The organism is Rhizobium sp. FG96 (assembly GCF_057808655.1).
Map to the genome: position 1 here is coordinate 430,120 of NZ_JBMDIL010000002.1, position 21,831 is coordinate 451,950.

The 21,831-nt window shown below is 62.4% G+C and carries 23 protein-coding genes; 10 read left to right on the forward strand and 13 right to left on the reverse strand.

The features are described from left to right. Positions 1 to 112: 112 nt before the first annotated feature. Positions 113 to 598 carry a peroxiredoxin gene (locus tag ACODR6_RS05315; protein ID WP_112712841.1) on the reverse strand — a complete coding sequence of 162 codons (486 nt, stop codon included), beginning with the start codon at positions 596 to 598 and terminating at the stop codon, positions 113 to 115. 67 nt (positions 599 to 665) lie between these two features. After that, positions 666 to 1,508, reverse strand: a complete 843-nt coding sequence (locus ACODR6_RS05320; RefSeq protein WP_489021285.1) for a protein-disulfide reductase DsbD domain-containing protein — start codon at positions 1,506 to 1,508, stop codon at positions 666 to 668. 143 nt (positions 1,509 to 1,651) lie between these two features. Between ACODR6_RS05320 and ACODR6_RS05325 the strand changes: the two genes are divergently transcribed. The 3 genes from ACODR6_RS05325 (at position 1,652) to ACODR6_RS05335 (ending at position 3,704) form a co-directional block, all read left to right on the forward strand. Continuing rightward, entirely contained in the window at positions 1,652 to 2,257 is a 606-nt protein-coding gene (locus tag ACODR6_RS05325; RefSeq protein WP_112712837.1) for a YqgE/AlgH family protein, read from the forward strand. A gap of 87 nt (positions 2,258 to 2,344) precedes the next feature. Beyond that, positions 2,345 to 2,536: a CsbD family protein gene (locus ACODR6_RS05330; RefSeq protein ID WP_112712835.1), complete on the forward strand. Its 192-nt coding sequence runs from the start codon at positions 2,345 to 2,347 to the stop codon at positions 2,534 to 2,536. Between the two features lie 82 nt (positions 2,537 to 2,618). Next, a complete protein-coding gene (locus tag ACODR6_RS05335) occupies positions 2,619 to 3,704 on the forward strand; it encodes a zinc-binding metallopeptidase family protein (RefSeq protein WP_203429451.1) in 1,086 nt (361 codons plus the stop codon). Here the strand turns inward: ACODR6_RS05335 and ACODR6_RS05340 are convergent, their stop codons facing one another. Then, the gene (locus ACODR6_RS05340) at positions 3,705 to 4,277 is read right to left on the reverse strand and encodes a TetR/AcrR family transcriptional regulator (protein WP_203430013.1); all 573 of its coding nucleotides are present in this window, start codon (positions 4,275 to 4,277) and stop codon (positions 3,705 to 3,707) included. Between the two features lie 217 nt (positions 4,278 to 4,494). On the opposite strand from ACODR6_RS05340, the gene ACODR6_RS05345 reads away from it, so the two are divergent. Further along, entirely contained in the window at positions 4,495 to 4,890 is a 396-nt protein-coding gene (locus ACODR6_RS05345) for a RidA family protein (RefSeq protein ID WP_203429450.1), read from the forward strand. A gap of 63 nt (positions 4,891 to 4,953) precedes the next feature. Here the strand turns inward: ACODR6_RS05345 and ACODR6_RS05350 are convergent, their stop codons facing one another. The 5 genes from ACODR6_RS05350 to thrC form a co-directional block, all read right to left on the reverse strand. Then, positions 4,954 to 6,054, reverse strand: a complete 1,101-nt coding sequence (locus ACODR6_RS05350; protein ID WP_489021289.1) for a porin — start codon at positions 6,052 to 6,054, stop codon at positions 4,954 to 4,956. A gap of 277 nt (positions 6,055 to 6,331) precedes the next feature. Continuing rightward, positions 6,332 to 9,244: a sensor domain-containing phosphodiesterase gene (locus ACODR6_RS05355; RefSeq protein WP_130278899.1), complete on the reverse strand. Its 2,913-nt coding sequence runs from the start codon at positions 9,242 to 9,244 to the stop codon at positions 6,332 to 6,334. Beyond that, positions 9,241 to 9,855 carry a GNAT family N-acetyltransferase gene (locus tag ACODR6_RS05360; RefSeq protein ID WP_449096387.1) on the reverse strand — a complete coding sequence of 205 codons (615 nt, stop codon included), beginning with the start codon at positions 9,853 to 9,855 and terminating at the stop codon, positions 9,241 to 9,243. The genes ACODR6_RS05355 and ACODR6_RS05360 overlap by 4 nt, the downstream gene beginning before the upstream one ends. Positions 9,856 to 9,883: 28 nt before the next feature. Then, the gene (locus tag ACODR6_RS05365; RefSeq protein WP_489021292.1) at positions 9,884 to 11,182 is read right to left on the reverse strand and encodes a M16 family metallopeptidase; all 1,299 of its coding nucleotides are present in this window, start codon (positions 11,180 to 11,182) and stop codon (positions 9,884 to 9,886) included. A 25-nt stretch (positions 11,183 to 11,207) separates the two neighbouring features. Then, entirely contained in the window at positions 11,208 to 12,599 is a 1,392-nt protein-coding gene (gene thrC / locus ACODR6_RS05370; RefSeq protein WP_489021294.1) for a threonine synthase, read from the reverse strand. Between the two features lie 210 nt (positions 12,600 to 12,809). Between thrC and ACODR6_RS05375 the strand changes: the two genes are divergently transcribed. After that, positions 12,810 to 13,505, forward strand: a complete 696-nt coding sequence (locus ACODR6_RS05375) for a hypothetical protein (protein ID WP_489021296.1) — start codon at positions 12,810 to 12,812, stop codon at positions 13,503 to 13,505. 58 nt (positions 13,506 to 13,563) lie between these two features. Beyond that, positions 13,564 to 14,481: a diacylglycerol/lipid kinase family protein gene (locus ACODR6_RS05380; RefSeq protein ID WP_130278895.1), complete on the forward strand. Its 918-nt coding sequence runs from the start codon at positions 13,564 to 13,566 to the stop codon at positions 14,479 to 14,481. Here the strand turns inward: ACODR6_RS05380 and ACODR6_RS05385 are convergent, their stop codons facing one another. Together ACODR6_RS05385 and ACODR6_RS05390 are read right to left on the reverse strand one after the other, a co-directional pair. Further along, the gene (locus tag ACODR6_RS05385; RefSeq protein ID WP_112712813.1) at positions 14,482 to 15,171 is read right to left on the reverse strand and encodes an HAD family hydrolase; all 690 of its coding nucleotides are present in this window, start codon (positions 15,169 to 15,171) and stop codon (positions 14,482 to 14,484) included. It lies immediately after the preceding gene. Positions 15,172 to 15,274: 103 nt separating this feature from the next. Beyond that, a complete protein-coding gene (locus ACODR6_RS05390; protein WP_489021299.1) occupies positions 15,275 to 15,958 on the reverse strand; it encodes an ArsR/SmtB family transcription factor in 684 nt (227 codons plus the stop codon). A 72-nt stretch (positions 15,959 to 16,030) separates the two neighbouring features. Here ACODR6_RS05390 and ACODR6_RS05395 point away from each other — a divergent pair, with 72 nt between their 5' ends. The 4 genes from ACODR6_RS05395 (at position 16,031) to ACODR6_RS05410 (ending at position 19,568) form a co-directional block, all read left to right on the forward strand. Continuing rightward, entirely contained in the window at positions 16,031 to 16,360 is a 330-nt protein-coding gene (locus ACODR6_RS05395; protein WP_489021301.1) for an NIPSNAP family protein, read from the forward strand. Continuing rightward, positions 16,357 to 16,713 (forward strand): antibiotic biosynthesis monooxygenase family protein, encoded by a 357-nt coding sequence (locus ACODR6_RS05400; RefSeq protein WP_130278892.1) that lies wholly within the window; start codon positions 16,357 to 16,359, stop codon positions 16,711 to 16,713. The genes ACODR6_RS05395 and ACODR6_RS05400 overlap by 4 nt, the downstream gene beginning before the upstream one ends. Positions 16,714 to 16,913: 200 nt before the next feature. Next, a complete protein-coding gene (locus tag ACODR6_RS05405) occupies positions 16,914 to 18,287 on the forward strand; it encodes a pilus assembly protein TadG-related protein (protein WP_489021304.1) in 1,374 nt (457 codons plus the stop codon). A gap of 150 nt (positions 18,288 to 18,437) precedes the next feature. Then, complete coding sequence (locus tag ACODR6_RS05410; protein ID WP_112712803.1) at positions 18,438 to 19,568, forward strand: site-specific DNA-methyltransferase; 1,131 nt, start codon at positions 18,438 to 18,440, stop codon at positions 19,566 to 19,568. A 110-nt stretch (positions 19,569 to 19,678) separates the two neighbouring features. Here the strand turns inward: ACODR6_RS05410 and ACODR6_RS05415 are convergent, their stop codons facing one another. The 3 genes from ACODR6_RS05415 to ACODR6_RS05425 all read right to left on the reverse strand — a co-directional run bounded on the left by ACODR6_RS05415 (position 19,679) and on the right by ACODR6_RS05425 (position 21,831). Beyond that, positions 19,679 to 20,599 (reverse strand): hypothetical protein, encoded by a 921-nt coding sequence (locus ACODR6_RS05415; RefSeq protein WP_489021306.1) that lies wholly within the window; start codon positions 20,597 to 20,599, stop codon positions 19,679 to 19,681. Between the two features lie 255 nt (positions 20,600 to 20,854). Then, positions 20,855 to 21,220, reverse strand: coding sequence for a nuclear transport factor 2 family protein (locus tag ACODR6_RS05420; RefSeq protein WP_203429442.1), 366 nt, complete (start codon positions 21,218 to 21,220; stop codon positions 20,855 to 20,857). A gap of 2 nt (positions 21,221 to 21,222) precedes the next feature. Then, entirely contained in the window at positions 21,223 to 21,831 is a 609-nt protein-coding gene (locus tag ACODR6_RS05425) for an HAD family hydrolase (protein WP_489021309.1), read from the reverse strand.

Sequence of the window (21,831 nt, forward strand, 5' to 3'; positions counted from 1 at the left end):
CTCCGGGCGCGGTGTATGGTTTCGCCCGCCGCTCAGGCGCGCCCCGGCCGCAGTCTTCGAAACACACCCTCCCAAAACAAAAGCGGCGAACCTCAGTCCGCCGCCCCAATCCTCAAAGCTGCTCGATCATCGCAGCTGCACCCGAAACCGTTGCCTGGCCCGGGCTTTCCTCGACGTTGAGCGACTTCACGACGCCGTCTTCGACGAGCATCGAGTAGCGTTTGGAGCGGACGCCGAGGCCGCCGGCGGAGAGGTCGGCTTCGAGGCCGAGCGCCTTGGTGAAGCCGGCGTCCCAGTCGGCCAGGAAGTGGATCTTGCCGGCGCCGCCGGACTGCTGTGCCCAGGCGCTCATCACGTGCCAGTCGTTGACGGCGACGACGGCGATGTCATCGACGCCCTTGCCGAGAATGGTGTCGCGGTTTTCAAGATAGCCCGGCAGGTGGTTCAGCGTGCAGGTGGGAGTGAAGGCGCCGGGAACGGCGAAGAGTACGACGCGCTTGCCCTTGAACAGCTGCTCGGTCGAGATCTCGACCGGGCCGTCGGCGGTCTTTTCCTTGAAGGTGGCGGCCGGAAGCTTGTCGCCGATTGCGATGCTCATGAAACTCTCCTCGTTGAGATGATGAAGCGGCAGATGCCGCAGGGTCGGTGGGGACTATAGGAGCCGGTCACTCAAAGGCAAGCGGTGTCTCCATGGCGCGGCCGCCGTCGATGACGAGCGCATGCCAGGTCTTGCCCTTGAGCGCATAGTTGCGCGGCAATTTGCCGATCGCGACCGAGGTCGAGAAGGTCTTGCCGTCGCGCTTGCTCATCAGCTGCTTGGTGAAGACATAGCCGTTCGGCCCGGTGACAATCACCTGCGGCGCCGTGTCGCCGCCGCCGGGTAGGGCGACCTCCAGCCACAGCTCCTTCGTGTCGGCGGACATCTTGTGCGACACCACCTGGAAGCCGGACGAGGCCTCTTCGGGAAGGGCTTTCTCCGCCTGTTCCAGCAACGCCTCTTCCTCCGGGCGCGACTGCTTTGCGTCCGAAAGCGGCAGCTCGAAAGCCGCCTGGAAGGGCACGCAGAGCTCCTTGCAGATGCCGATGAAGGCGGTGGCCTTGATCGTCCCGGGCGCTCCCTGACCGTCCGCCTTAAAGGTCAGCGGCAGCACGACAGGGGCGTCGTAGCCGATGTCGTCGACCTTGCCGTCATTGATATGCTTCGGCACCGGATAGCGGATATCCTTCAGCGCCACGCCGCTTTCGGGCGCCACGGTGATCTGCGGCGGAATACCACTGCTGCCGGGCTCGCGCCAATAGGTGATCCAGCCGGGTTTCGGCTCGATCTGCAGGCCGCCATGGATCGTTCCGTCGCGCTCCGGCGGCAGCGCAATCAGCCGCATCCGGCCGCCCTCGTTATCCACCCAGTCGCTCATTTCCGCCTGTGCGGCGGCAGCCAGGCTGAGAAGGGCTGCGGCAGAAAGACCGAGGCCGCGGATGATCCGGCGCGTAAAAGAAATAATCTTCATGGAACAAAGGTTTATCGAAAAGTGCTACAGGCTGCCATATGAGGAGTGATTCTAATTCTTCATTTTCGGTTGATTGATTTGTGACATTGCCCCATGTTTCCTGTGTCGGGGCCTTTTCACGCGGTCTGGCAGCAGGAGGAATTATGTCCTTATCGACGCTGAAGAACAGACGGGAACGCGGCTTTTTCGACGGGCAGTTCCTGATTGCCATGCCCGGCATGGAAGACAGAAATTTTGCGCGCACGGTGGTCTATATCTGCGCGCATTCCGATGCCGGAGCCATGGGCTTCGTCATCAATCGCCCGCAGAGCCTGACCTTTACCGACGTCCTCCTGCATCTCGAAATGATCAAGGACAGCGATTCCATCGTTCTTCCCGATCACGCCCGCGACTTCCCGATCCAGACCGGCGGCCCGGTCGAGAGCGGCCGCGGCTTCGTGCTGCATTCCGATGATTATCTGAGCGATTCCAGCATCCCCGTCAGCGACGATATCTGCCTGACGGCGACGCTCGATATCGTCCGCGCCATCTCCAAGGGCGGCGGTCCCAAGCGCGCCACCATGCTGCTCGGCTATTCCTCCTGGGGTGCCGGCCAGCTGGAAACCGAAGTCGGCAACAATGGCTGGCTGACCTGCGCTGCCAACGAAGCACTGATCTTCGATCGCAGCCTCGACGACAAATACGAGCGAGCTCTGGCGGGCATGGGCGTCACTGCGGCGATGCTCTCTGCTGAAGCTGGCCACGCCTGACTTTCTTCGGAACGAATTCAGATAGCTGACGTTAGTCCTTCCGCAAGCCAGGGCAAGGTCGCCCCGGCGCGATAGGAGGCATCTGATATGGGTAGCACCAGCGACAAGATTTCCGGCAAGACCAACGAGATTGCAGGCAAGGCAAAGCAGGCCGCCGGCAAGGTGACCGGCGACCGCAGCATGCAGGCCAAGGGCGCAGTCCAGGAAGGCAAGGGCAAGGCCCAGGTCGCGGCAGGCAAGGCCAAGGACAAGCTGAAGGACGCCGTCGACCGGATGTAAGCATCCTTCCATTTCCATGACACATGCCTGTTGCGCAGCGGCGCGGCAGGCATTTTTCGTCCGTTCGTGCCGGGGTGCTTCCATGAGACTTTTCGCCTGCGACAACTGTGATCAGGTCGTCCATTTCGACAATCGCCAATGCGTGCGCTGCAATCATCGCCTGGGCTTCCTGCCCGAGGATGTGGCAATGCACGCGCTAGAGCCGCGCGATGACGTGGCCTGGCAGCTGGTCGCGAGGCCGCAGAGGGCGGTGCGCTTCTGCGCCAATGCCGCTCTCGATATCTGCAACTGGCTGACCTCGGCCGATGATCCCAATCCTTTCTGCATCGCCTGCCGGCATAACCGGCTGGTGCCCAACACAAATACGCAGGACGGCATCGACCGCTGGCGCCGCATCAGTCAGGCGCAGCGCCATCTCTTCTATTCGCTGCTGCGCTGGCACTTGCCGCATCCCGACCGCGAGGAAGATCCGCAGGGCGGGCTGGTCTTCGACTTCCTGGAGGACGTGGTGCAGAACGACGGCAATGTCGTGCCCGCCATGACCGGCCACGAGGAGGGGCTGATCGCCATCCGCGCCGCCGAGGCCGACGACGTGACGCGCGAGCTGGCGCGCAACGCCATGGACGAGCCCTACCGCACGCTGCTCGGCCACTTCCGCCACGAGACCGGGCATTTCATCTGGAACAAGTTGGTGCGTGACCGCAATGGCTTCGATGCCTTCCGCGCGGTCTTCGGCGACGAGCGCCAGGATTATGGCGTCGCCCTTCAGAACCACTATGCCAATGGCGCGCCGCTCGGCTGGCAGGAGAGCTTCATCAGCGCCTATGCCGCCTCCCATCCCTGGGAGGATTTCGCCGAGTGCTTCGCCCACTACCTGCATATCGTCGATACGCTGGAGACGGCGCGCGCCTTTGGCATCGCCATCGATCCGCGCGGTCACGAGGAGATGGCGGCGGAAGTCGATTTTCAGCCTTACAGGGCCAAGGATGCCGAACAGCTCGCCAGCGCCTGGATCCCGCTCAGCGTCGCCATCAATGCCATCCAGCGCAGCATGGGCCAGCCGGATTCCTATCCTTTCGTGCTCTCGCCGCCCGTCATCGCCAAGCTCGACTATGTGCACGCCCTGATCCAGGGCGCCAACATGGAGTGGCAGCGCGCGGCGGCCTGATCAGGCGGGCGTCTTCAGTAGGCCGCTTGCGAGCTGCTTGAACGCTTCGACGGCCTTCGCGAAGACCTCGGCGGAATCCTTTTCCGCGGCGATCCACAGCGCCGCATTCAGCGCCGCGCCGTTATAGAGGCGGGCGGCAGCTTCCGCATCGACAGGTTTGACCGTGCCTTCATTGATCAGCGCCTGGATCGTCGCCGCCGTCGTCGTCAGGCAGGCGTTCTGGCTCGGCCATTGCGAGGGATCGCCGAGAACGGCGGGACCGTCGAGCAGCATGATGCGCTGGATCTCCGGCTCGAGCGCCATCTCGATATAGGCGATCCCCTCGGCCAGAAAGCCCTCCCAGCGCGTCGGTGCCTGTTTCTGCGCAGCGCACATCCGCACCAGCATTTCCGCATCGATCTGGTCGATCACCGCCTGCAGCAGACCCTTTTTGTCGCCGAAATTATGATAGAGCGCGCCGCGCGTCAGTCCGGCCTCGGCGGTGAAATCATCCATCGAGGATGCGGCGTAACCCTTTGTCGCAAAAGCCTTCCGGCCCGCCTGGATAAGCTTGGCCCGGGTCTCTTCCATCATTTCCGCGCGGCGTTTTCCAACCACGGCACTCTCCTGAAATCGAACATACGTCTCGTATGCATATTGACATACGAGACGTATGCAAACATATACGCATACGGAGCGTATATCAAAATCGCTGCCACTTGTTAAGTGCGGACCTCACCACAGATCACGGTGCAAGGCCGGGCAGGCGCGTGTCTGCCCGCGGGGTCCGCTTTGTCATCAGGAGTTAGACATGACCAAACGCGAAGCAATCTTTCCGGCTGACCGCCACGCCCTCTACACCGCGCACCGCTATTCCGCGGCGGTGCGTTCAGGTGACCTGCTGTTCGTCTCCGGCCAGGTCGGCAGCCGCGCCGACGGTTCGCCGGAGCCGGATTATGAGCGGCAGGTGACGCTCGCCTTCGAAAACCTCAATGCCGTGCTGAAAGCTGCCGGCGCGACGTTCGAGGACGTCATCGACGTCACCAGCTTCCACACCGATCCGCAAAACCAGTTCGAGACCTTCATGGCGATCCGCGAGACCTTTCTCGGCGAAGCGCCTTATCCCACCTGGACCGCCGTCGGCGTCAACTGGCTGGCCGGCTTCGATTTCGAGATCAAGGTGATCGCGCGGGTGCCGCAGGCCTGAATGCACAAAAGCAAAAGACCCGGCCTTGCGCCGGGTCTTTCTTTCACTGTGAAGCAAGCGCTCTCAGAAGTCGCGTTCCAGGCGCACGAAGCCTTCGACGTAATGCGAGTCGTCGGTGCCCGGGAAGTCGTGGTTCTCGGCGACATAGGTGGCTGCGGTGTGCAGGGTCAGGTTGTCTACGATCTTGTAATCGAGCGTCGCACCGGCACGCCACATGTTGCCGCCGTGGTACTCGTCGTCGGCCTCACGAATTCGGCCGGCATATTGCACTTCCGGCGTGAAGGTGAACTTGTCGTTGATCTTCAGCGCATATTGCGCGATCACCGCCCATTCGCTGGCCTCGTAATATGTGTTCGGACCGCTCGAATAGAGACCGGCAAGTTCAAACAGGCCGGGGCCGATTTCGGCACCGATGCGTGCTGTTACCGAGCCTTCCTGGGCATCTGCGTCGTAGCCGCCATAAACCTGCCAGGTGAAGCCTCCGGCCTTGCCACCGACCATGGCGTCGATGCCGAGACCGTTATTGTCGTTGTCGAAGTTGGAGCCGAGATCTTCAAATGACAGACCGGCATTGAAGCTGTCGCTGTCATATTCGTAGCGGATCGCGTTCCACTTGGTGTCGATACCGGTCATCAGGTCGGATTCACCGGAGAAGTCGTTATCCCACCAGCTCGCGAAGCGGCCGGCACGGAATCCGGCGAGATCGATATAAGCCTCGTCGATAAACATCGAGTCTTCGGTACCGAAAGCAGAGTTACCTGCACCGACGAACTCCGCACCCGATGAGCCGAAGGGGCCGCCCGAGAAGCGGTTCGCTTCGAGCACGATGCGGCTGGTCAGCGTGCCGTATTCGGTATCGCTCTTGGCGTCGAACGAGACGTGGGCACGGGTGTGGGTTTCCCAGTCCTCACCGCCACCGCCACCCGGGCCGTTGTTGTCATAACCATCACCGGCGCCGAAGCCGACTTCGAAGCGCAGATAGCCGCCGATCTTCAGGCAGGTCTCGGTGCCCGGTATGTAGAAGTAGCCTGTTCCGTACGCGTCGCAGACGCGGACATATTCCACGGGTTCCGGCTCGGCCGCGACGATGGCGTCGGCAGCCTGGGCGCCGGAAACTGCTGCGAACGCAGCAGCGGAGCCGAGAAGAAGGCTCTTGATGTTCATGCTTGTCTCCGTTTCAGAGCCTGCCTTGCGGTTGGCTCGCATGTGGCGCGAGGCGTGCGGTGCCGCGAGGGGGACGCCGGAGAGGGAACGCGCCGATTGTCAACGGAAACAGTAAGACCGCGCGGAGCGGGTCTCGTCAATTATATGCTAAACGCACACGTATAAAAAAGTGGCAAAGCGCCTTAAACGTGACGCCTTTGCCACATCGTTCTGTCGCAATTTGCAACCAGAGGAAATTGTATCGCCGGACGAATTCCCGCGAAAAGATACTCTCGGCTCAAGCCCGCTTCGTCAGCGGAAAGCGTTCCTTCAGCAGCCGCAGAACCGATTCCGACGGCATCGGCGGGCCGAAGAGGTAGCTCTGGCCGTAGCTGCAGCCCATCTTCGCCAGCTCGATCGCATCCTCGTTGGATTCGATCCCCTCGGCCACCACCTTCATGTCGAGTTCGCGGGCCATGTTGATGACCGAGCGCAGGATGGTCGCCTTCTTGTCGCTGTCGTCGCGCACCAGCGCCTTGTCGAGCTTGATCGTATCGAACGGGAAGCGCGTGAGATAAGAGAGGGAGGAGTAGCCGGTGCCGAAGTCGTCGAGCGCCAGGCCGAGACCGGCTTCCTTGAGCTTCTGCAGCACGAGGCGCGCCTGTTCCGGGTTCTCCATCACCATCGATTCCGTCAGCTCCAGCTTCAGGCGCGAGGGTTCGCAATGCGTCTTGGCAAGCACCGAGCGCACGTCGTCATAGAGTTCGTTGTTGAGCAGCTGGACGCTGGAGAGATTGATCGAAACGAAGATCGGCAATTCGCCGGTCTGGTTTTGCCAGCCCATCAGGTCGTTGGTCGCCTGCTCGAGCGCGAAGAGGCCGAGCGGGCCGATAATGTCGGAAGCCTCGGCGATCGGGATGAATTCCGATGGCGGGATATTGCCGCGCTTCGGATGTTCCCAGCGCATCAGCGCCTCGAAACCGGCGATCTCGACATTCTCCAGCCCGGCGATCGGCTGATAGACCATCGACAGCTCCTTGCGCTCGATGGCGCGGCGCAGGTCGGATTCCAGCTGCAGACGGTCGGCGCCGAAATCGCGGAAGGCGGGGCGGAACGGCTCGACGCGATTGCCGCCGGCGCGCTTTGCGCGATACATCGCAAGCTCGGCATCGCTCAGCATGCCCGATGCGTTTTCCTGCTGGTCCACCCAGGAGGCGAGGCCGATCGAAGCGGTCAGGATGATCTCGCGGTTCGAGAAGTTGATCGGCACCATGATCGCCTTGCTGATCGCATCGGCAAAATCGGCAATCTTCGCCGGATCGCGTTCCGAGACCAGGATCAGGCCGAACTGGTCGCCGGCAAGGCGCGCCAGCGTATCCTGCTGCTTCAAGAGGCGGCGAAGGCGGCGCGTCAACGCGATCAGGATGTTGTCGCCGGCAGCAACGCCGAGCGCGTCGTTGACCAGCTTGTAGCGGTCGATATCGATCACCATTACCGTCGGCCGCAGCGTCTCGCCGGAAGGCGCCAGCGCCAGAACGGATTGCAGGCGGTCGAGGAAGAGCTGGCGGTTCGGCAGGCCGGTCAGGTTGTCGTGCAGCGCGTCATGGAGCAGCCGCTCGACGGAGTTCTTCTGTTCCGTGACATCGACGATCGTGCCGACGCAGCGGATGATCTCGCCGTTCGAGCCGAGCACCGGCCGGGCACGGATCAACAGCCAATGGAAATGGCCGTCCTCGGCGCGGATGCGGAATTCGTGGTTCAGGCGCCCGCGGCGATGCTCGAGCAGAACGTCGAGCGTGGCGCGGAAGCGGTCGCGATCATCAGGATGCAGCCGCGGCAGCCAGTTGCGCGCCGCGCCATGCATGGTGCCCGGCGAAAGCCCGAGCTTGACGGACACATCGGGGATGGTGACGACGCGGTCGCGCGCCACATCCCAATCCCAGACCATGTCGCCGGAGCCAGTGAGTGCGAGGGACTGCCGCTCCAGATCGGAGAACAGTCCCTGCTGGAATGCGCCGCCCGCAAAGGCGTGCTGCATGACGGTGAAGCCGATCAAAAGCACGATCAGAACGAGACCGCCGCCGAGCGCCGGCTGGATGATGTCGTTGTCGAGCCGGCCGGTGATCGTCAGCCACGCCCCGAAGATCCAGACGAGGATCAGCGCCCAGGCAGGTACGAGCAGGATCGCGCGGTCATAGCGGTTGAGGCCGAGATAGACGATCAGCACCAGGCCCATCGTCGCCGTCAGCGCGAAGGACAGGCGGGCGATACCGGCGGCGATCGACGGATCGTAGATCGCCACGCCGAAGAGCAGGGCGAGACCGAGCACCCAGGCAAGCGTCGCGTAGCCGAGATGCGTGTGCCATCGGTTGAGGTTCAGATAGGTGAACAGGAAGATCACGAAACTCGAGGCCAGCGCCACTTCCGCGCAGGCGCGCCATATTCGCTGGTCCGCCGAAGCGATGCTGATCAGTTTCCCGAGGAAGCCGAAATCGACGCAGATATAGCCGAGCACCGCCCAGGCGAGTGCGGCCGTCGCCGGCAGCATCGAGGTTCCCTTGACGACGAACAGGATCGTCAGGAACACCGCCAGCAGACCGGCAATGCCGAGCACGATGCCGCGATAGAGCGTGAAGGCGTTGATCGTGTCCTTGTAGGCGTCGGGTTCCCAGAGATAGATCTGCGGCAGATCGGGGCTGGTGAGCTCGGCGACGAAGGTGATGACGGCGCCCGGGTTCAGCGTGATGCGGAAGACGTCGGCCTCGTCGCTCGGCTGCCGGTCGAGCGCAAAGCCCTCGCTCGGCGTGATTGCCATGATGCGCTGCGAGCCGAGATCCGGCCAGAAAAGCTTGGAATTGACGAGGCGGAAATGCGGGGCGACGATGACGCGCTCCAGCTGCTCTTCCGAAACGTTGGCAAGTGCGAATACCGCCCAGTCGCCCTGGTGGTTGTCCGAGCTGGCACGTACCTCAATACGCCGCCGGATACCATCGGCACCGGCTGCGGTGGAAACCTGGAAGGCTTCCCCCTGGTTGGCATAGATTTCAGTGGTCTTGGTCAGGTCGAGCGCCGTGTCGTCACGCGAAATCTTGACCGGTTCAGCCGCATGCGCGGTGCCTGCAGCCAGCGCAAGCACCGACAGGAAGAAGGCTGCGATCACCGCGATCAATCGGCCGGACGGTGATGTGTGCAGCATGCGGTTCGTGGTCATCGGCTGTCGGTTTTCCTGCCTGTATCCGCGTCGGTGGCGAGCAGTGAAAACATCACATGATCATGCCACTGACCGTTTATTTTCAAGTATCCGCGCAGATAGCCTTCCCGCTGAAACCCGGCTTTTTCAAGCAGGCGAATGCTCCGTGCGTTGTCTGGAATACAGGCAGCTTCGATACGGTGCAACTCAAGCCCTGCGAAGATATAGGGTATAACCAACTGAAGTGCGGCGAACATATGGCCCTGGCCGGCGTGCTTCTCGCCCATCCAGTAGCCGATCATGCAGCTTTGCGCCGCCCCGCGGCGGATGTAGCCGATGGTGATGCCGCCGAGCAGTTCCATCTCGGGCTTGGAAAACAGGAAGAGCGGGATCGCCTGTCCGGAAGCATATTCCTGCTTGCCGCGAATGACGCGGGCGCGGAAGGCGCCCTCCGTCAGTTCGTCACGCCGCCAGGTCGGCTCCCAGGGTTCCAGGAACCGGCGGCTGTCCGAGCGCAGCCTGTGCCACTGGTTGAAGTCCTGATAGCGGGGCAGCCGCAGGGCATAGCGGCTGTTTTCCAGCTCGACTGCTTCCGGCTGCCGCGACAGGAACCGAAAAACCGATTTGGGCATCGATCACTCCCGGCGGGCTGAAAGCGGTCTAGCGGCTTGCTTGCTTGGACTGCGGCACCGTGGCGGAAAGCGATGCGGCGATGTCTTCCATCGGGGCAAGCTGCTCCAGCGGGCCGATCGCCGAAAGCGTCGGAACGGTGTCGAAGAACAGCCGGCCGGCGAGGTCGGTGAGGCGCTCGACGGTGATGCCTTCCAGCCGTTCCATCATCTCCTGGTTGGAGATCGGGCGGCCGTAAAGCATCATCTGGCGGGCGATCTGACCGGCGCGGGCGGCCGGGCTTTCCTGGCCCATGAGAAGCTGGGCGCGGATCTGGGCGCGGGCGCGCTCGATTTCCTTCTGCTCGATCGACGAGGCCGACTTGTGCAGCTCGTCGATGATGACGGGCACCAGCTCCGGCAGGTTCTCGCCGCCGGTCGCGGCATGGATGCCGAAGATGCCGGTATCGGAAAAGCCCCAGTGGAAGGCATAGATCGAGTAGCAGAGGCCGCGGATTTCGCGCACTTCCTGGAACAGGCGGGAGGACATGCCGCCGCCGAGGATATTGGCGAGGATCTGCGAACAGTAGAAGTCGCGGGCGTGATAGGCCTTGCCCTCGAAGCCGAGCAGGATCTGCGCGTCCATCAGGTCGCGCGTCTCGCGCACGTTGCCGCCGATATAGCGGGCGGGCTCCATGACGGGCGGGGCGCTCGGCGAGGTCGGCAGGCTGGCGAAGCGCTGCTCCACCATCTTCACGAATTCGTCGTGCTTTACGGCACCGGCTGCGACGACGAACATGCGGTCCGTCGTGTAGTTGCGGCTGAGATAGGCGCGAATCTGCTGCGGCGAGAAGGAGACGACGGTCTCCGGCGTGCCGAGGATCGGCCGGCCGAGCGTCTGGTCGCGATAGGCGGTCTCCGAGAACTTGTCGAAGACCACGTCGTCGGGCGTGTCGTTGGCGGCGTTGATTTCCTGCAGGATGACCTGCTTTTCGCGCTCCAGCTCATCTTCCTCGAAAGCCGATTCCGTCAGGATGTCGGCGAGGATATCGATGGCGAGCGGTACGTGATCCTTGAGGACACGGGCGTAATAGGAGGTGGTTTCGGTCGATGTCGCGGCGTTCACTTCGCCGCCGACATCCTCGATTTCTTCGGCGATATCGCGCGCCGAGCGGCGTGCGGTTCCCTTGAAAGCCATGTGTTCGAGCAGGTGGGCGATGCCATGCTCGTCTTCCGTCTCGTTGCGCGAACCTGATTTGATCCAGACCCCGAGCGCGGCACTTTCAAGGTGCGGCATGGTTTGGGTCACTACTGTCAGCCCGGATTTGAGCCGGGTGCACTCAACTGTCATTGGCTATCTTTCTGCGCCTGCCGAATTACGTCCGGGCATGCTTGCCGATAAAGCTTTCAACGGCCTTAAGTTCCGGATCGATGACTTGGAAGCGCTCCTCCTTAAGCATCAGATCAGCAAGCCACGTCGGGAGCGCCGGGTCAATACCGGAGGCGGATTTTACGGCCGCCGGGAACTTAGCCGGGTGGGCTGTCGCCAGCGTCACCATCGGCGTGTTCGGCTTCTCGTGCTTGGCCGCAACAAAGACGCCGATCGCCGAATGCGGATCGAGCAGATAGCCGGTTTCGGCATGCGTCTGCTTGATCGTCTGGGCCACCTGCTTCTCGCTGGCGCGGCCGGCGCGGAAGTCCTTCTTGATGGCGGCAAGCGCCTTCGAGGAGATCTCGAAACCGTTCGACTGCTTCAGGCTGTCCATTGCATGGCGCACCTTCGAGGCGTCGCGGTCATAAGCTTCGAACAGCAGGCGTTCGAAGTTCGACGAAATCTGGATATCCATCGACGGAGAGGTGGTCGCCTTGACCTCCTTCATGTCGTAGCGGCCGGTCTTCATCGTCCGCGCCAGGATGTCGTTTTCGTTGGTGGCGATGACCAGCTTGCCGATCGGCAGGCCCATCTTCTTGGCGGCGTAACCGGCGAAGATATCCCCGAAATTCCCCGTCGGTACGGTGAACGAAATCTTTCGGTCCGGACCGCCGAGCGCAACCGCGGTCGTGAAGTAATAGACGATCTGGGCCATGATGCGCGCCCAGTTGATCGAGTTGACGCCGGACAGCTTCACCTTGTCGCGGAAGGCGCCGTCGTTGAACATCGCCTTCACGAGGTTCTGGCAGTCGTCAAAATTGCCGTTGACGGCAAGCGCATGCACGTTCGGCGAGGTCGAGGTGGTCATCTGGCGCTGCTGCACCGGCGAGACCTTGCCATGCGGAAAGAGGATGAAGATGTCGGTGCGCTCGCGGCCCGCGAAAGCGTCGATCGCGGCACCGCCGGTATCGCCCGAGGTGGCGCCGACGATGGTGGCGCGCTCGCCGCGCTTCTCCAGCGCATAGTCCATCAGCCGTGCGAGCAGCTGCATCGCCACGTCCTTGAAGGCGAGCGTCGTGCCGTGGAAGAGCTCCATGACGAAGCTGTTCGGGCCGGTCTGCACCAGCGGCGCGATTGCCGGGTGGCGGAAGGTGCCATAGGCCTCGTCGATCATGGCGCGGAACGTGTCGGCCGGGATTTCGCCATTGGTGAAGGGCGAGAGAATCGTGAACGCGATTTCCTGATAGCTCTTGCCGCGCAGCGCCCGGATGTCCTTCTTGGAGAAGTGCGGCCATTCACGCGGAACATAGAGACCGCCGTCGCGGGCAAGACCCGTCAGAAGCGCATCGCAAAAGCCGAGGGAAGGGGCTTCGCCGCGGGTCGAGATATAGTCCACGTTCTTCATCCTTGACGTTATGGCCGGAGGAAATCCGGAGAAGGAAAGCAAGCCCCCGGAATGATGCGGGCTGAAATGTGCATCAAAACGGTGCTTACCCAATCGATTTTTCTTTGCGCCGCTGATATAGACCATCGCAAACTGTGACGAAAGGCCTTGCAAACGCGACTTCGGGCCTGCCAAAAAACTTTGTAAGAGGGTGGAATAATCATGTTCGGCAAAGTCTCCCGTCTCATCGTTTCAGCATCGTTGGCCGCTCTTCTCGCAAGCTGCAATTCCCTTGGAATGGGCGGCGACAGCAAGCCGGCAGAGACCCCGGCGCAGCCGAGCGGCAATGCCCAGATCATGCCGATGGCGCCGCAGAACCCGTCTTCCAACGACCCCTCGATCGGCACCGCCACCAACGCTTCCGGCAATGTCCAGCGCGTCGTTCAGGGTGCCTGCCCACAGATTTACATGCGTGATCAGGACGCGATCTTCCGCACCTATGCCAAGGGCGGCAAGAAGCCTGTCGTCAACAGCGCCGCCGGCCAGCAGGATACGCAGCCGACCGACCAGATCGTCTATCAGGCCTCCTTCGCCGATTACACGCGCCAGTGCACGCTGAACGACCAGAACCTGACGATGACCATCGTCGCGCAGATTCGCGTTCTCGCCGGTCCGGCCGGCGGTTCCGGCACTGTGTCGCTGCCGATCCGCATCAGCGCCGTCGATAGCCAGGGTGCGATCAACAGCGAAACCGTGCCCTTCACCGCGCAGATCCCGCCTGGCCAGACCTCGACGCAGGTTCTCTTCCGCCACGACGGCTTCAAGCTGCCGGTCGGCTCGGGCGCGCTGGTGCGCGTCAATATCGGCTTCGATCAGGGCAACGCCCCGAAGACCAAGAAGAAAGCCAAGAGCTCGTAAAGCGCCGCTTGTTTCGGCCCTCCCGTCATGCTTCTGTCATGGCGGGAGAGATTAGATCGTGAAAATCGGTATCGTTCTCAATCCGGCGTCCGGAAGGCGGGGCAGGCGGCTGTTCTGGTCCGCGTTGCGGCGTGCGCTCGAGGCACGCTCGGCCGATATCAGCCTGCGTGAGACCAAGGGTTTCGGCGATGCCGAGAGGCATGGACGCGAGCTTGCCGAAGACGGCTGCGACCTGGTGCTCGCCGTCGGCGGCGATGGCACGGTCGGCGAGGTCGCCGGCGGTATCCTCCGCTCGCATCGCCCGGGCGCCGTCTTCTCCTTCATCCCGACAGGCACCGGCTGCGATTTCGCCCGTAACTTCAAGATCCCGCGTGAACCCGCCAGGATCGCCGAGCATCTTGTCACCGCACCGGTCCGCTCTGTCGATGCCGGTTTGCTCACCTGCGAGACCGAAGACGGCCTGACCTGCACCCGGCACTTCATCAATATCGCGAGCTTCGGCGTCTCCGGCGAGATCGTCCGCGCCGTCAACGAGGCGCGCCGCGGCCGCAAGCTGCCAGGGCGGATGGTGTTCTTCTATCACAGCCTCCGGGAGATCCTGCGCTACAAGCCGCTCAGCATCCGCCTGCGCCTCGATGGCGAGGATGTCTATGACGGTCCGGTCACCGCTGTCGCGATCGCCAACGGCGCCTGGTTCGGTGGCGGCATGAAGGTGGCGCCGGAGGCTGATGTCGCCGACGGCGTCTTCGATGTGGTGATCATCAAGGGGGCAGCGCGGCTCAAGGTGCTGACGCTGATGAACAGCATCTATAGCGGCCGTCACGTGAAAAGCCCGCTGGTCAGCACCCACCGGGCCCGGCTCGTCGAGGTCTGGCCGGCCGGTGAGGCCGCATCCATCGACAGCGATGGCGAGGCGCCGGGCCATATCCCGGCGCGTTTCGAGGTGCTGCCCGGGGCAGTCAACCTCCTCGTCTGATCAGAGCACGCCTTCCCATTCGGAAAGTGCTGCAACGACCCCCGGCAGATCGCTCATCCGCGAAATCACCGTTTCGGCGCCGGCATCGGTCAGATGATCGGCATGCGAGGGATAGCTGTGCGAAGCGCCGGTAAAGCCGATGACCCGCATGCCGGCACTGCGCGCCGCATGGACGCCGTGGATCGAATCCTCGACGACGACGGTGCGCGACGGCGAAACGCCGAGCTTCTCCGCGCCATGCAGGAAGATATCCGGCTTCGGCTTGACGCGATCCGGTCCAAGATCCTTGGCCGAGAAGATATGCGGCGCAAACAGCGGCTTGAGGCCGACCTTGCCGAGCATCATGTCGAGACGGTGGGAGCTGGAATTGGAGCAGATGCAGCGCTTCAGCGGCAGCTTCGAAACCGCAGCCTCGACACCGGCGATCGCCTGCACTTCGCTTTCGAGCTTCAGGTCGAGCAGCTTCTCGGATTTGTCGAGCAGCGAGGCGGAAAGCGGAATGCTCGCTTCCTTCTCGACCTGCAGCAGGATGTTCTTCCAGGTCATGCCGGCAAAACGCTCGGCCATTTCCTCGGGGCTGATCGGATAACCGGCTTCGGTCAGAAGCCCGGACTCGACTTGCGCCGCAATGATTTCGGAATCGACCAGAACGCCGTCGCAGTCGAAGATAATAAGGTCGAAGCCTTGCATATTCTTCCAGCCTTGTTTGGGGACGCCGCCGTTTACACGATGGAACGGAAAATCTCAACGGGCAGGGCGGCATGGCTGCGATGCGCGCTGTGGGCGGCTGTGTTTAGTCCGCCGGAAACAGCTGCAGGAACTGCCGCTCGCCTTCCGGAGAGAAGATCACCGAGCGGCTCTCCGCCGTTCGCCGCGCCCAGCCCTTGTCGAAGAAATTCGAAAGCAGCGCCTTGCCGAGGCCGCCAGCCAGATGCGCGCGCCGCTCGCTCCAGTCGAGGCAGGAGCGGCAGAGCGGCCGCCGCGACGATTTCAGGCCGTGCAGGTCGATGCCGATGCACTTGAAGCGGTCTTCGCCCTTCTCGGTCACCACCAAGCCGTCGCCGATGGCATTGATGGCGCCCGAGGCGATCAGGCTGTCCAGCATCCGCACGCCGTAGTCGCCGGCCAGATGATCATAGCAGATGCGCGCCTTGCGTAGCGCCGGTTCCTTCGGTCCCGGCTGATGCCGAAGATGCCCGCGCCCGGCCGCAAAGCCCATGATGCTTTCCAGCAGTTTGCCGACCGCGTCGTCGGCCAGCGCGAAATAGCGATGCCGCCCCTGCTTGCGCTGCGCTAGCAGGCCACCGGCTTCGAGCTTGGAAAGATGCGTGCTCGCCGTCTGCAGCGTGATGCCGCCGGCCGCGGCAAGCTCCGTCGCCGTCAGCGCCTTGCCGCCCATCAGCGCCGTCAGCATGTTGGCGCGGGCGGGATCGCCGATGAGCGAGCCGATCTGTGCGATGTCTGGTCCTTCTTTCATAGTTCGATCGTAACCGAAGCATGCCGGTGCCGCAACATGGCAAAACTCTTCTCACAACAACAGGAGAAAGACATGCTCACCTGCTTCATCCGCTACGAGATCGACCCGTTCAAGAAGGAGGCCTTCGCCGAATATGCCCGCAACTGGGGCCAGGCCATCCCGAGGAACGGCGCCGATCTGATCGGCTATTTCGCCCCGCACGAGGGCTCGCTGACGACGGCTTACGGCGTCTACAATATCGAGAGCCTGGCCGCCTACGAGGCCTATCGTGCCAAGCTCGCCGCCCATCCTCTCGGCCGCCAGAACTACGAATTTGCCAAACGCGAGCGCTTCATCCTGAAGGAAGACCGCATCTTCCTGAAGAATGTCTCCGCTCCCCATGCCGAGCTGGTGCTGCCATGATCGCCGTCATTTTCGAAGTCGTGCCCTTCATGGGCGAGCGCCACAAGTATCTCGATCTCGCCGGGGAGCTGCGCGGCGAACTCGAAAGCATGGATGGCTTCATCTCCATCGAGCGCTTCGAGAGCCTGACCATGCGCGGCAAGATCCTCTCGCTGTCCTTCTGGCGCGACGAAGAGGCGGTCAAGAACTGGCGCAACCGTGAGGCCCACCGCAACGCCCAGGCCGCCGGCCGCAACGGCGTCTTCGCCGATTATCGCCTGCGCATCGGCCATATCGTGCGCGACTACGGCATGTTCGAACGGGACGAGGCGCCCGAGGACAGCCGCAAGGTTCACGACGCAGCGGGCGCCTGAAACCGATATCAACGAGGGCGTGCCGGTAGTTCTGCCGGCATTCCATTGCTGGTAGAATAGAACTTGGATATCACTATCATCTAAAGTATATAAAGTACTATTTTACTGTCACGAAGCCGTGAAAGCGCTTCCATGCTTACGGTATATTATCGAATTTCCCGCATAACGGATTTATATTTTAGATCCGAGGCATATTCCTAATGCGTGTTTTTCGTCCCTTTCTCAAGGACCGGCGCGGCAATTTCGGCGTGATGACAGCAATCCTCATGGTGCCGCTCCTGGGCGCCGCTGGCATCGCCGTCGACTATAGCAACGAAAGCGAAATGCACACCGAGCTGATGGAAGCCGCGGATGCCGCCGCCCTCGGCGCGATCGCTCCCGATACTGCCGGGTACAAGGCCGTCCAGGCTATGACCGGCGATGGCGAGATCACCGTGGCCGAGGCGGACGCCAGGGACATGTTCATGGCGCAGCGCTCCAGCGGCCTCAGCGAGTCGCTCTCCGACCTGCCGCTCAACATCACGATCAAGGTCGCTAAGGCAAGCGGCGTCGTCACCTCGACCGTCAATTTCAGTGTCGATGCGCCGACCACCTTCATGAAGGTTCTTGGCGTCGACACGATGACCGTCGCAGGCACGGCCACGGCGACGAGCGGCGGCATGTCGAGCGCCAGCTACACGGATTTCTATCTGCTGCTCGACAACACGCCCTCGATGGGTATCGGCGCGACACAGGCCGATATCGACGCACTGGTGAAGGCGACCGCCAATTCCCCGGATGCCGCCGGCCGCAACTGTGCCTTCGCCTGCCACATGGTCTGGGGCAGCGGCGTCGAAAACACCGACAGCGATTACATCATCGCCCGCGCCAACGACATCACGCTGCGCATCGACGTGGTCACTGATGCCGTCAAGGGTCTGATGGACGATGCCGCCGAGGAAACGCAGCCGAACCAGTACCGCTTCGCCGCCTACACCTTCGGCGCGGCAGCCTCCGAAACCGCGCCCTATTACAGCATCTCGCGCATCGCCAGCCTGACCGGCGATCTCTCGACGATGCGCAACGCCATCGGCCAGATCAGCCTGATGACGACGCAGCACCACCAGTTCAACGAGGATGCACTGACGAGCTTCGATACGGCGCTGACCAGCATCGGCAAGGAGATCAAGACCGATGGCGGCACCGGCGCCAGCACCGGCGACCGCCAGGAAGTCGTCTTCTTCGTCACCGACGGCATGGGCGACAGCCGCAAGGACAGCTGCACCGGCGGCTCCTGGTGGTCCAATCCCGACCGCTGCCTGCAGCCAATCGATCCCAAGCTCTGTTCGGCCCTGAAAGACCGCGGCATCAAGGTGGCGGTGCTCTACACCACCTACCTGCCGATCCCTACTGATCCGATCTGGAACCAGGCGATCAACCCCGTCTTCGCCAAGAATATTGGCCCCAATCTGAAAGCCTGCGCCACCGAGGGATTGTTTTTCGAGGTGAAGCCGACCGATGACATGGCCGCCTCGATGTCGGCCTTGTTCAGCAAGGCGGCGAGTGCCACGAGCGGCCTCAGGCTGACGAATTGAGGGGAGGCGGGCCGGGTGCCCGCCTTCTTCGTTTTATGCGTGTATCTTTTGAATAATTTCCCGAAATCGTTCACCGCTTCAGGCTTTGGTAACCAAACTGGGTAACCATAACGATCAGTAAAAAGCGTAAGTGTATGAGCGAGTATCATAATGGCGTCTGTCTTTCCGCTTGCCGATCTGAAGGCCTCCGCAAAATCGGATTCCTGGATCGACACGATCATCAAGGGTGATTGTGTCGCTGCCCTCGAGGCCCTGCCGACCAATTCCGTCGATGTGATTTTCGCCGACCCGCCGTATAACCTCCAGCTCGGCGGCACGCTGCACCGTCCCGACCAGTCGCTGGTCGATGCCGTCGACGACGAGTGGGATCAGTTCGCCTCCTTCGAAGCCTATGATGCCTTCACGCGCGCCTGGCTGCTCGCCTGCCGCCGCGTCCTGAAGCCGACGGGCACGATCTGGGTCATCGGCTCCTATCACAACATCTTCCGCGTCGGCGCCACGCTGCAGGATCTCAATTTCTGGATCCTCAACGATATCGTCTGGCGCAAGACCAACCCGATGCCGAACTTCAAGGGCCGCCGTTTCCAGAACGCCCATGAAACGATGATCTGGGCGAGCCCGGATGCCAAGGCCAAGGGCTACACCTTCAATTACGATGCGATGAAGGCCGCCAATGACGACGTGCAGATGCGCTCGGACTGGCTGTTCCCGATCTGCAGCGGCGGCGAGCGCCTGAAGGGCGACGACGGCAAGAAGGTCCACCCGACCCAGAAGCCGGAAGCGCTGCTCGCCCGCGTCATCATGGCCTCCTCGAAGCCGGGCGACGTCATCCTCGATCCGTTCTTCGGCTCGGGCACCACGGGTGCCGTTGCCAAGCGCCTCGGCCGCCACTTTGTCGGCATCGAGCGCGAGCAGGATTATATCGATGCGGCATCCGCCCGCATCGCCGCCGTCGAGCCGCTTGGCAAGGCGGAACTGACTGTCATGACCGGCAAGAAGCAGGAAGTGCGCGTTGCCTTCAACGTTCTCGTCGAAAGTGGCCTGATCAAGCCCGGCCAGGTGCTGCACGACGCCCGCCGCCGCTACAGCGCGATCGTCCGCGCCGACGGCACCGTGGCCTCCGGCGGTGACGCCGGCTCCATTCATCGTCTGGGCGCAAAGGTCCAGGGTCTTGATGCATGCAACGGATGGACCTTCTGGCATTACGAAGACGGGCAGACCCTGCGCCCGATCGACGATCTCCGGTCCGTCATCCGCAGTGATCTGGCAAAGGCGGAATAGCGTAAGCCTTTACCGGTCGAGACTACCTTCTTCCGGTTTTTGTACCTCCAGTTACGGAAGAAGGCCCATGGCGCCCGGGGATCAACACCCCGGGCGTCTTCTTTTCTGGCTTACCGCTGCAGCAGCGCCTGACGCTCCTCGTCGTCGTCCCGCTGGCGTCCGCCGATCGCAGCTGAGACGCTGGCGATGAAGGCGCCGACGAGCAGCGACATCGCACCGATCAGGGCAACGCCCGACGCCGTCTTGCGCGCCGTATCGGCCGCCTTCTGCGCCGCCGCCTTGGCGTCGTCGATGCGCTTCAGAACGCCATCGACACGGGTTTTCGCATCGGCTTCCGAAAGCCCGGTCCTCGTAGCGACCACCTGGTCGAGATAGGCGCGGTCGTCGGCAGAAATCTCGCCTTGTGCCGCGCCATTGATCAGCACGCGGGAGATCTCAGCGCTGACGGCTTCATTGCTCTGGTTCTGCGGCGCGCTGCGGCCATCGGCCGGGCGCAGCAGGGCATCCGTGAAATACGACGTCGAGAAGCCGCCGGTACTGTCCGAGTTCGAGGCTACAGCTGCTGCTCCGGCACCGCCTACCGCGGCCGTGGCACCAACCGCGGTCGCCGTCGCGCTGGCTCCGGCACTGGCAAGAGACGATATCGCGGAGCCGAGCAGGCCGACGACGATGAGCGTTGCCAGCGCCCAGGCAAGGAAGCCATGCGCCGTGTCGCGAAAAAACACCTCGTAGGTGTGAACGCCCACCCATTTGGATCTCAGGCGGCCGGTAATGTAGCCGCCAAGCGCCGACGATGCCCATTGCACGACGATCAGCCAGACGGCCGCCGTCGCGCCGATGGTCGCCAGCGAACTGCTACCGCCGGCAAACGGCGAAATCATCGTCAGCCCCAGTCCGGAGCCGATCAGCATGAAGATCAGGGTGATCGCCGTGGCGGCCAGCGTGCCGGCGAGGATCGGTCCCCAGCTGACGGCCGAGGACGAGGATTCCTGCGGAGCGCCGGTGACGACGCTCGATAGGGGTTGCGACATCGTGATCCCCCTAGTGCCAGAACAGAAGGATGATCAGGATCAGCGGAATCGGAACCCCGAGAAACCAAAGCAATATACCTCTACCCATCCTAGTCCTCCTGCCGGCCATGCCGGGCTGCTGATTGATGCATGCCGCAATCTGTGCGGCTGGGATCAAAACAGCGGGAAACCGAGAATGTTCCTGAAGTCTTTGAGTTGGTTGCAACATTTGCAGGGATTGTTGCAGAAAGGGCGGTCGCGGTGCCGCCCTGCCGGTTAGAAGGCCTGGTAGTCGGTGACCTGCACGTGGGTCACATGGCCGTCCTCGTCGAAGGTGATCGTCTCCTCGCCCTCGCGGATCAGCGGCTTGCCGGTGCCGCTATGCGTGGCCCGGACGGACCAGACTGCGCGGCCGGCGCGGGGCGAGACTTTTTCGACCAGCGTATCGATTGCCGTCTGGTCCGGGTAATCGTCGAAATATTTGCGGAAGGCCGCCATGATCTCGCCGCGCCCGGCAAGACTGCCGACGCCGTTGGAGACGTAGGTCGCATCTTCGGCGAAGTAGTTCTCGATGGTTTCGAAATCCAGCGCGTTGATGGCGCCGTGGAAGAGCTTGATTTCCTCGACAGGATCGAACGCCATGATCAGACCCTCACGCCGAGTGCGGTCAGATCGGCGCGCAGCTTGTCGGCGCCGGTGAAATGCACCGCCTGCCATCCAGCCTGCTTGGCGCCGTCGACATTGGCGACGGTATCGTCGATGAACACGGTGGTTGCCGGATCGAGGCCGAAGCTGTTCGCATGCATCTCGTAGATCGCCACATCCGGCTTGATCAGCTTCACATCGCCCGAAACGGTGACGCCGCGCGTCTTCGTCAGGAATGGGTAACGCACCTGCGCCTCGCGGAACGTATCGGAGGCGAAGTTGGTCAGCATCGTCACGTCGTGCCCGCCCGCGATCAGCTCTTCCATGACTACGACGCTGTCTTCATAGGCATGCGGCACCATCTCGTGCCAATATCTGCGGAAATGGCGGATCTGCTCTTCGCGCTCGGGATGCGCCTCGATCAGCAGCGCTTCGGCCTCTTCCCAGGTGCGGCCGCGGTCCTGCTCGATGTTCCAGTCATGGGTGCAGACATTGTCGAAAAACCACTTGCGCTCTCCGGCATCGGGGATCAGCCGCTGGTAGGGCAGGCTGGGATCATAGTGGATGAGCACTTTGCCGATATCGAAGACAATATGATTGATGGGCAT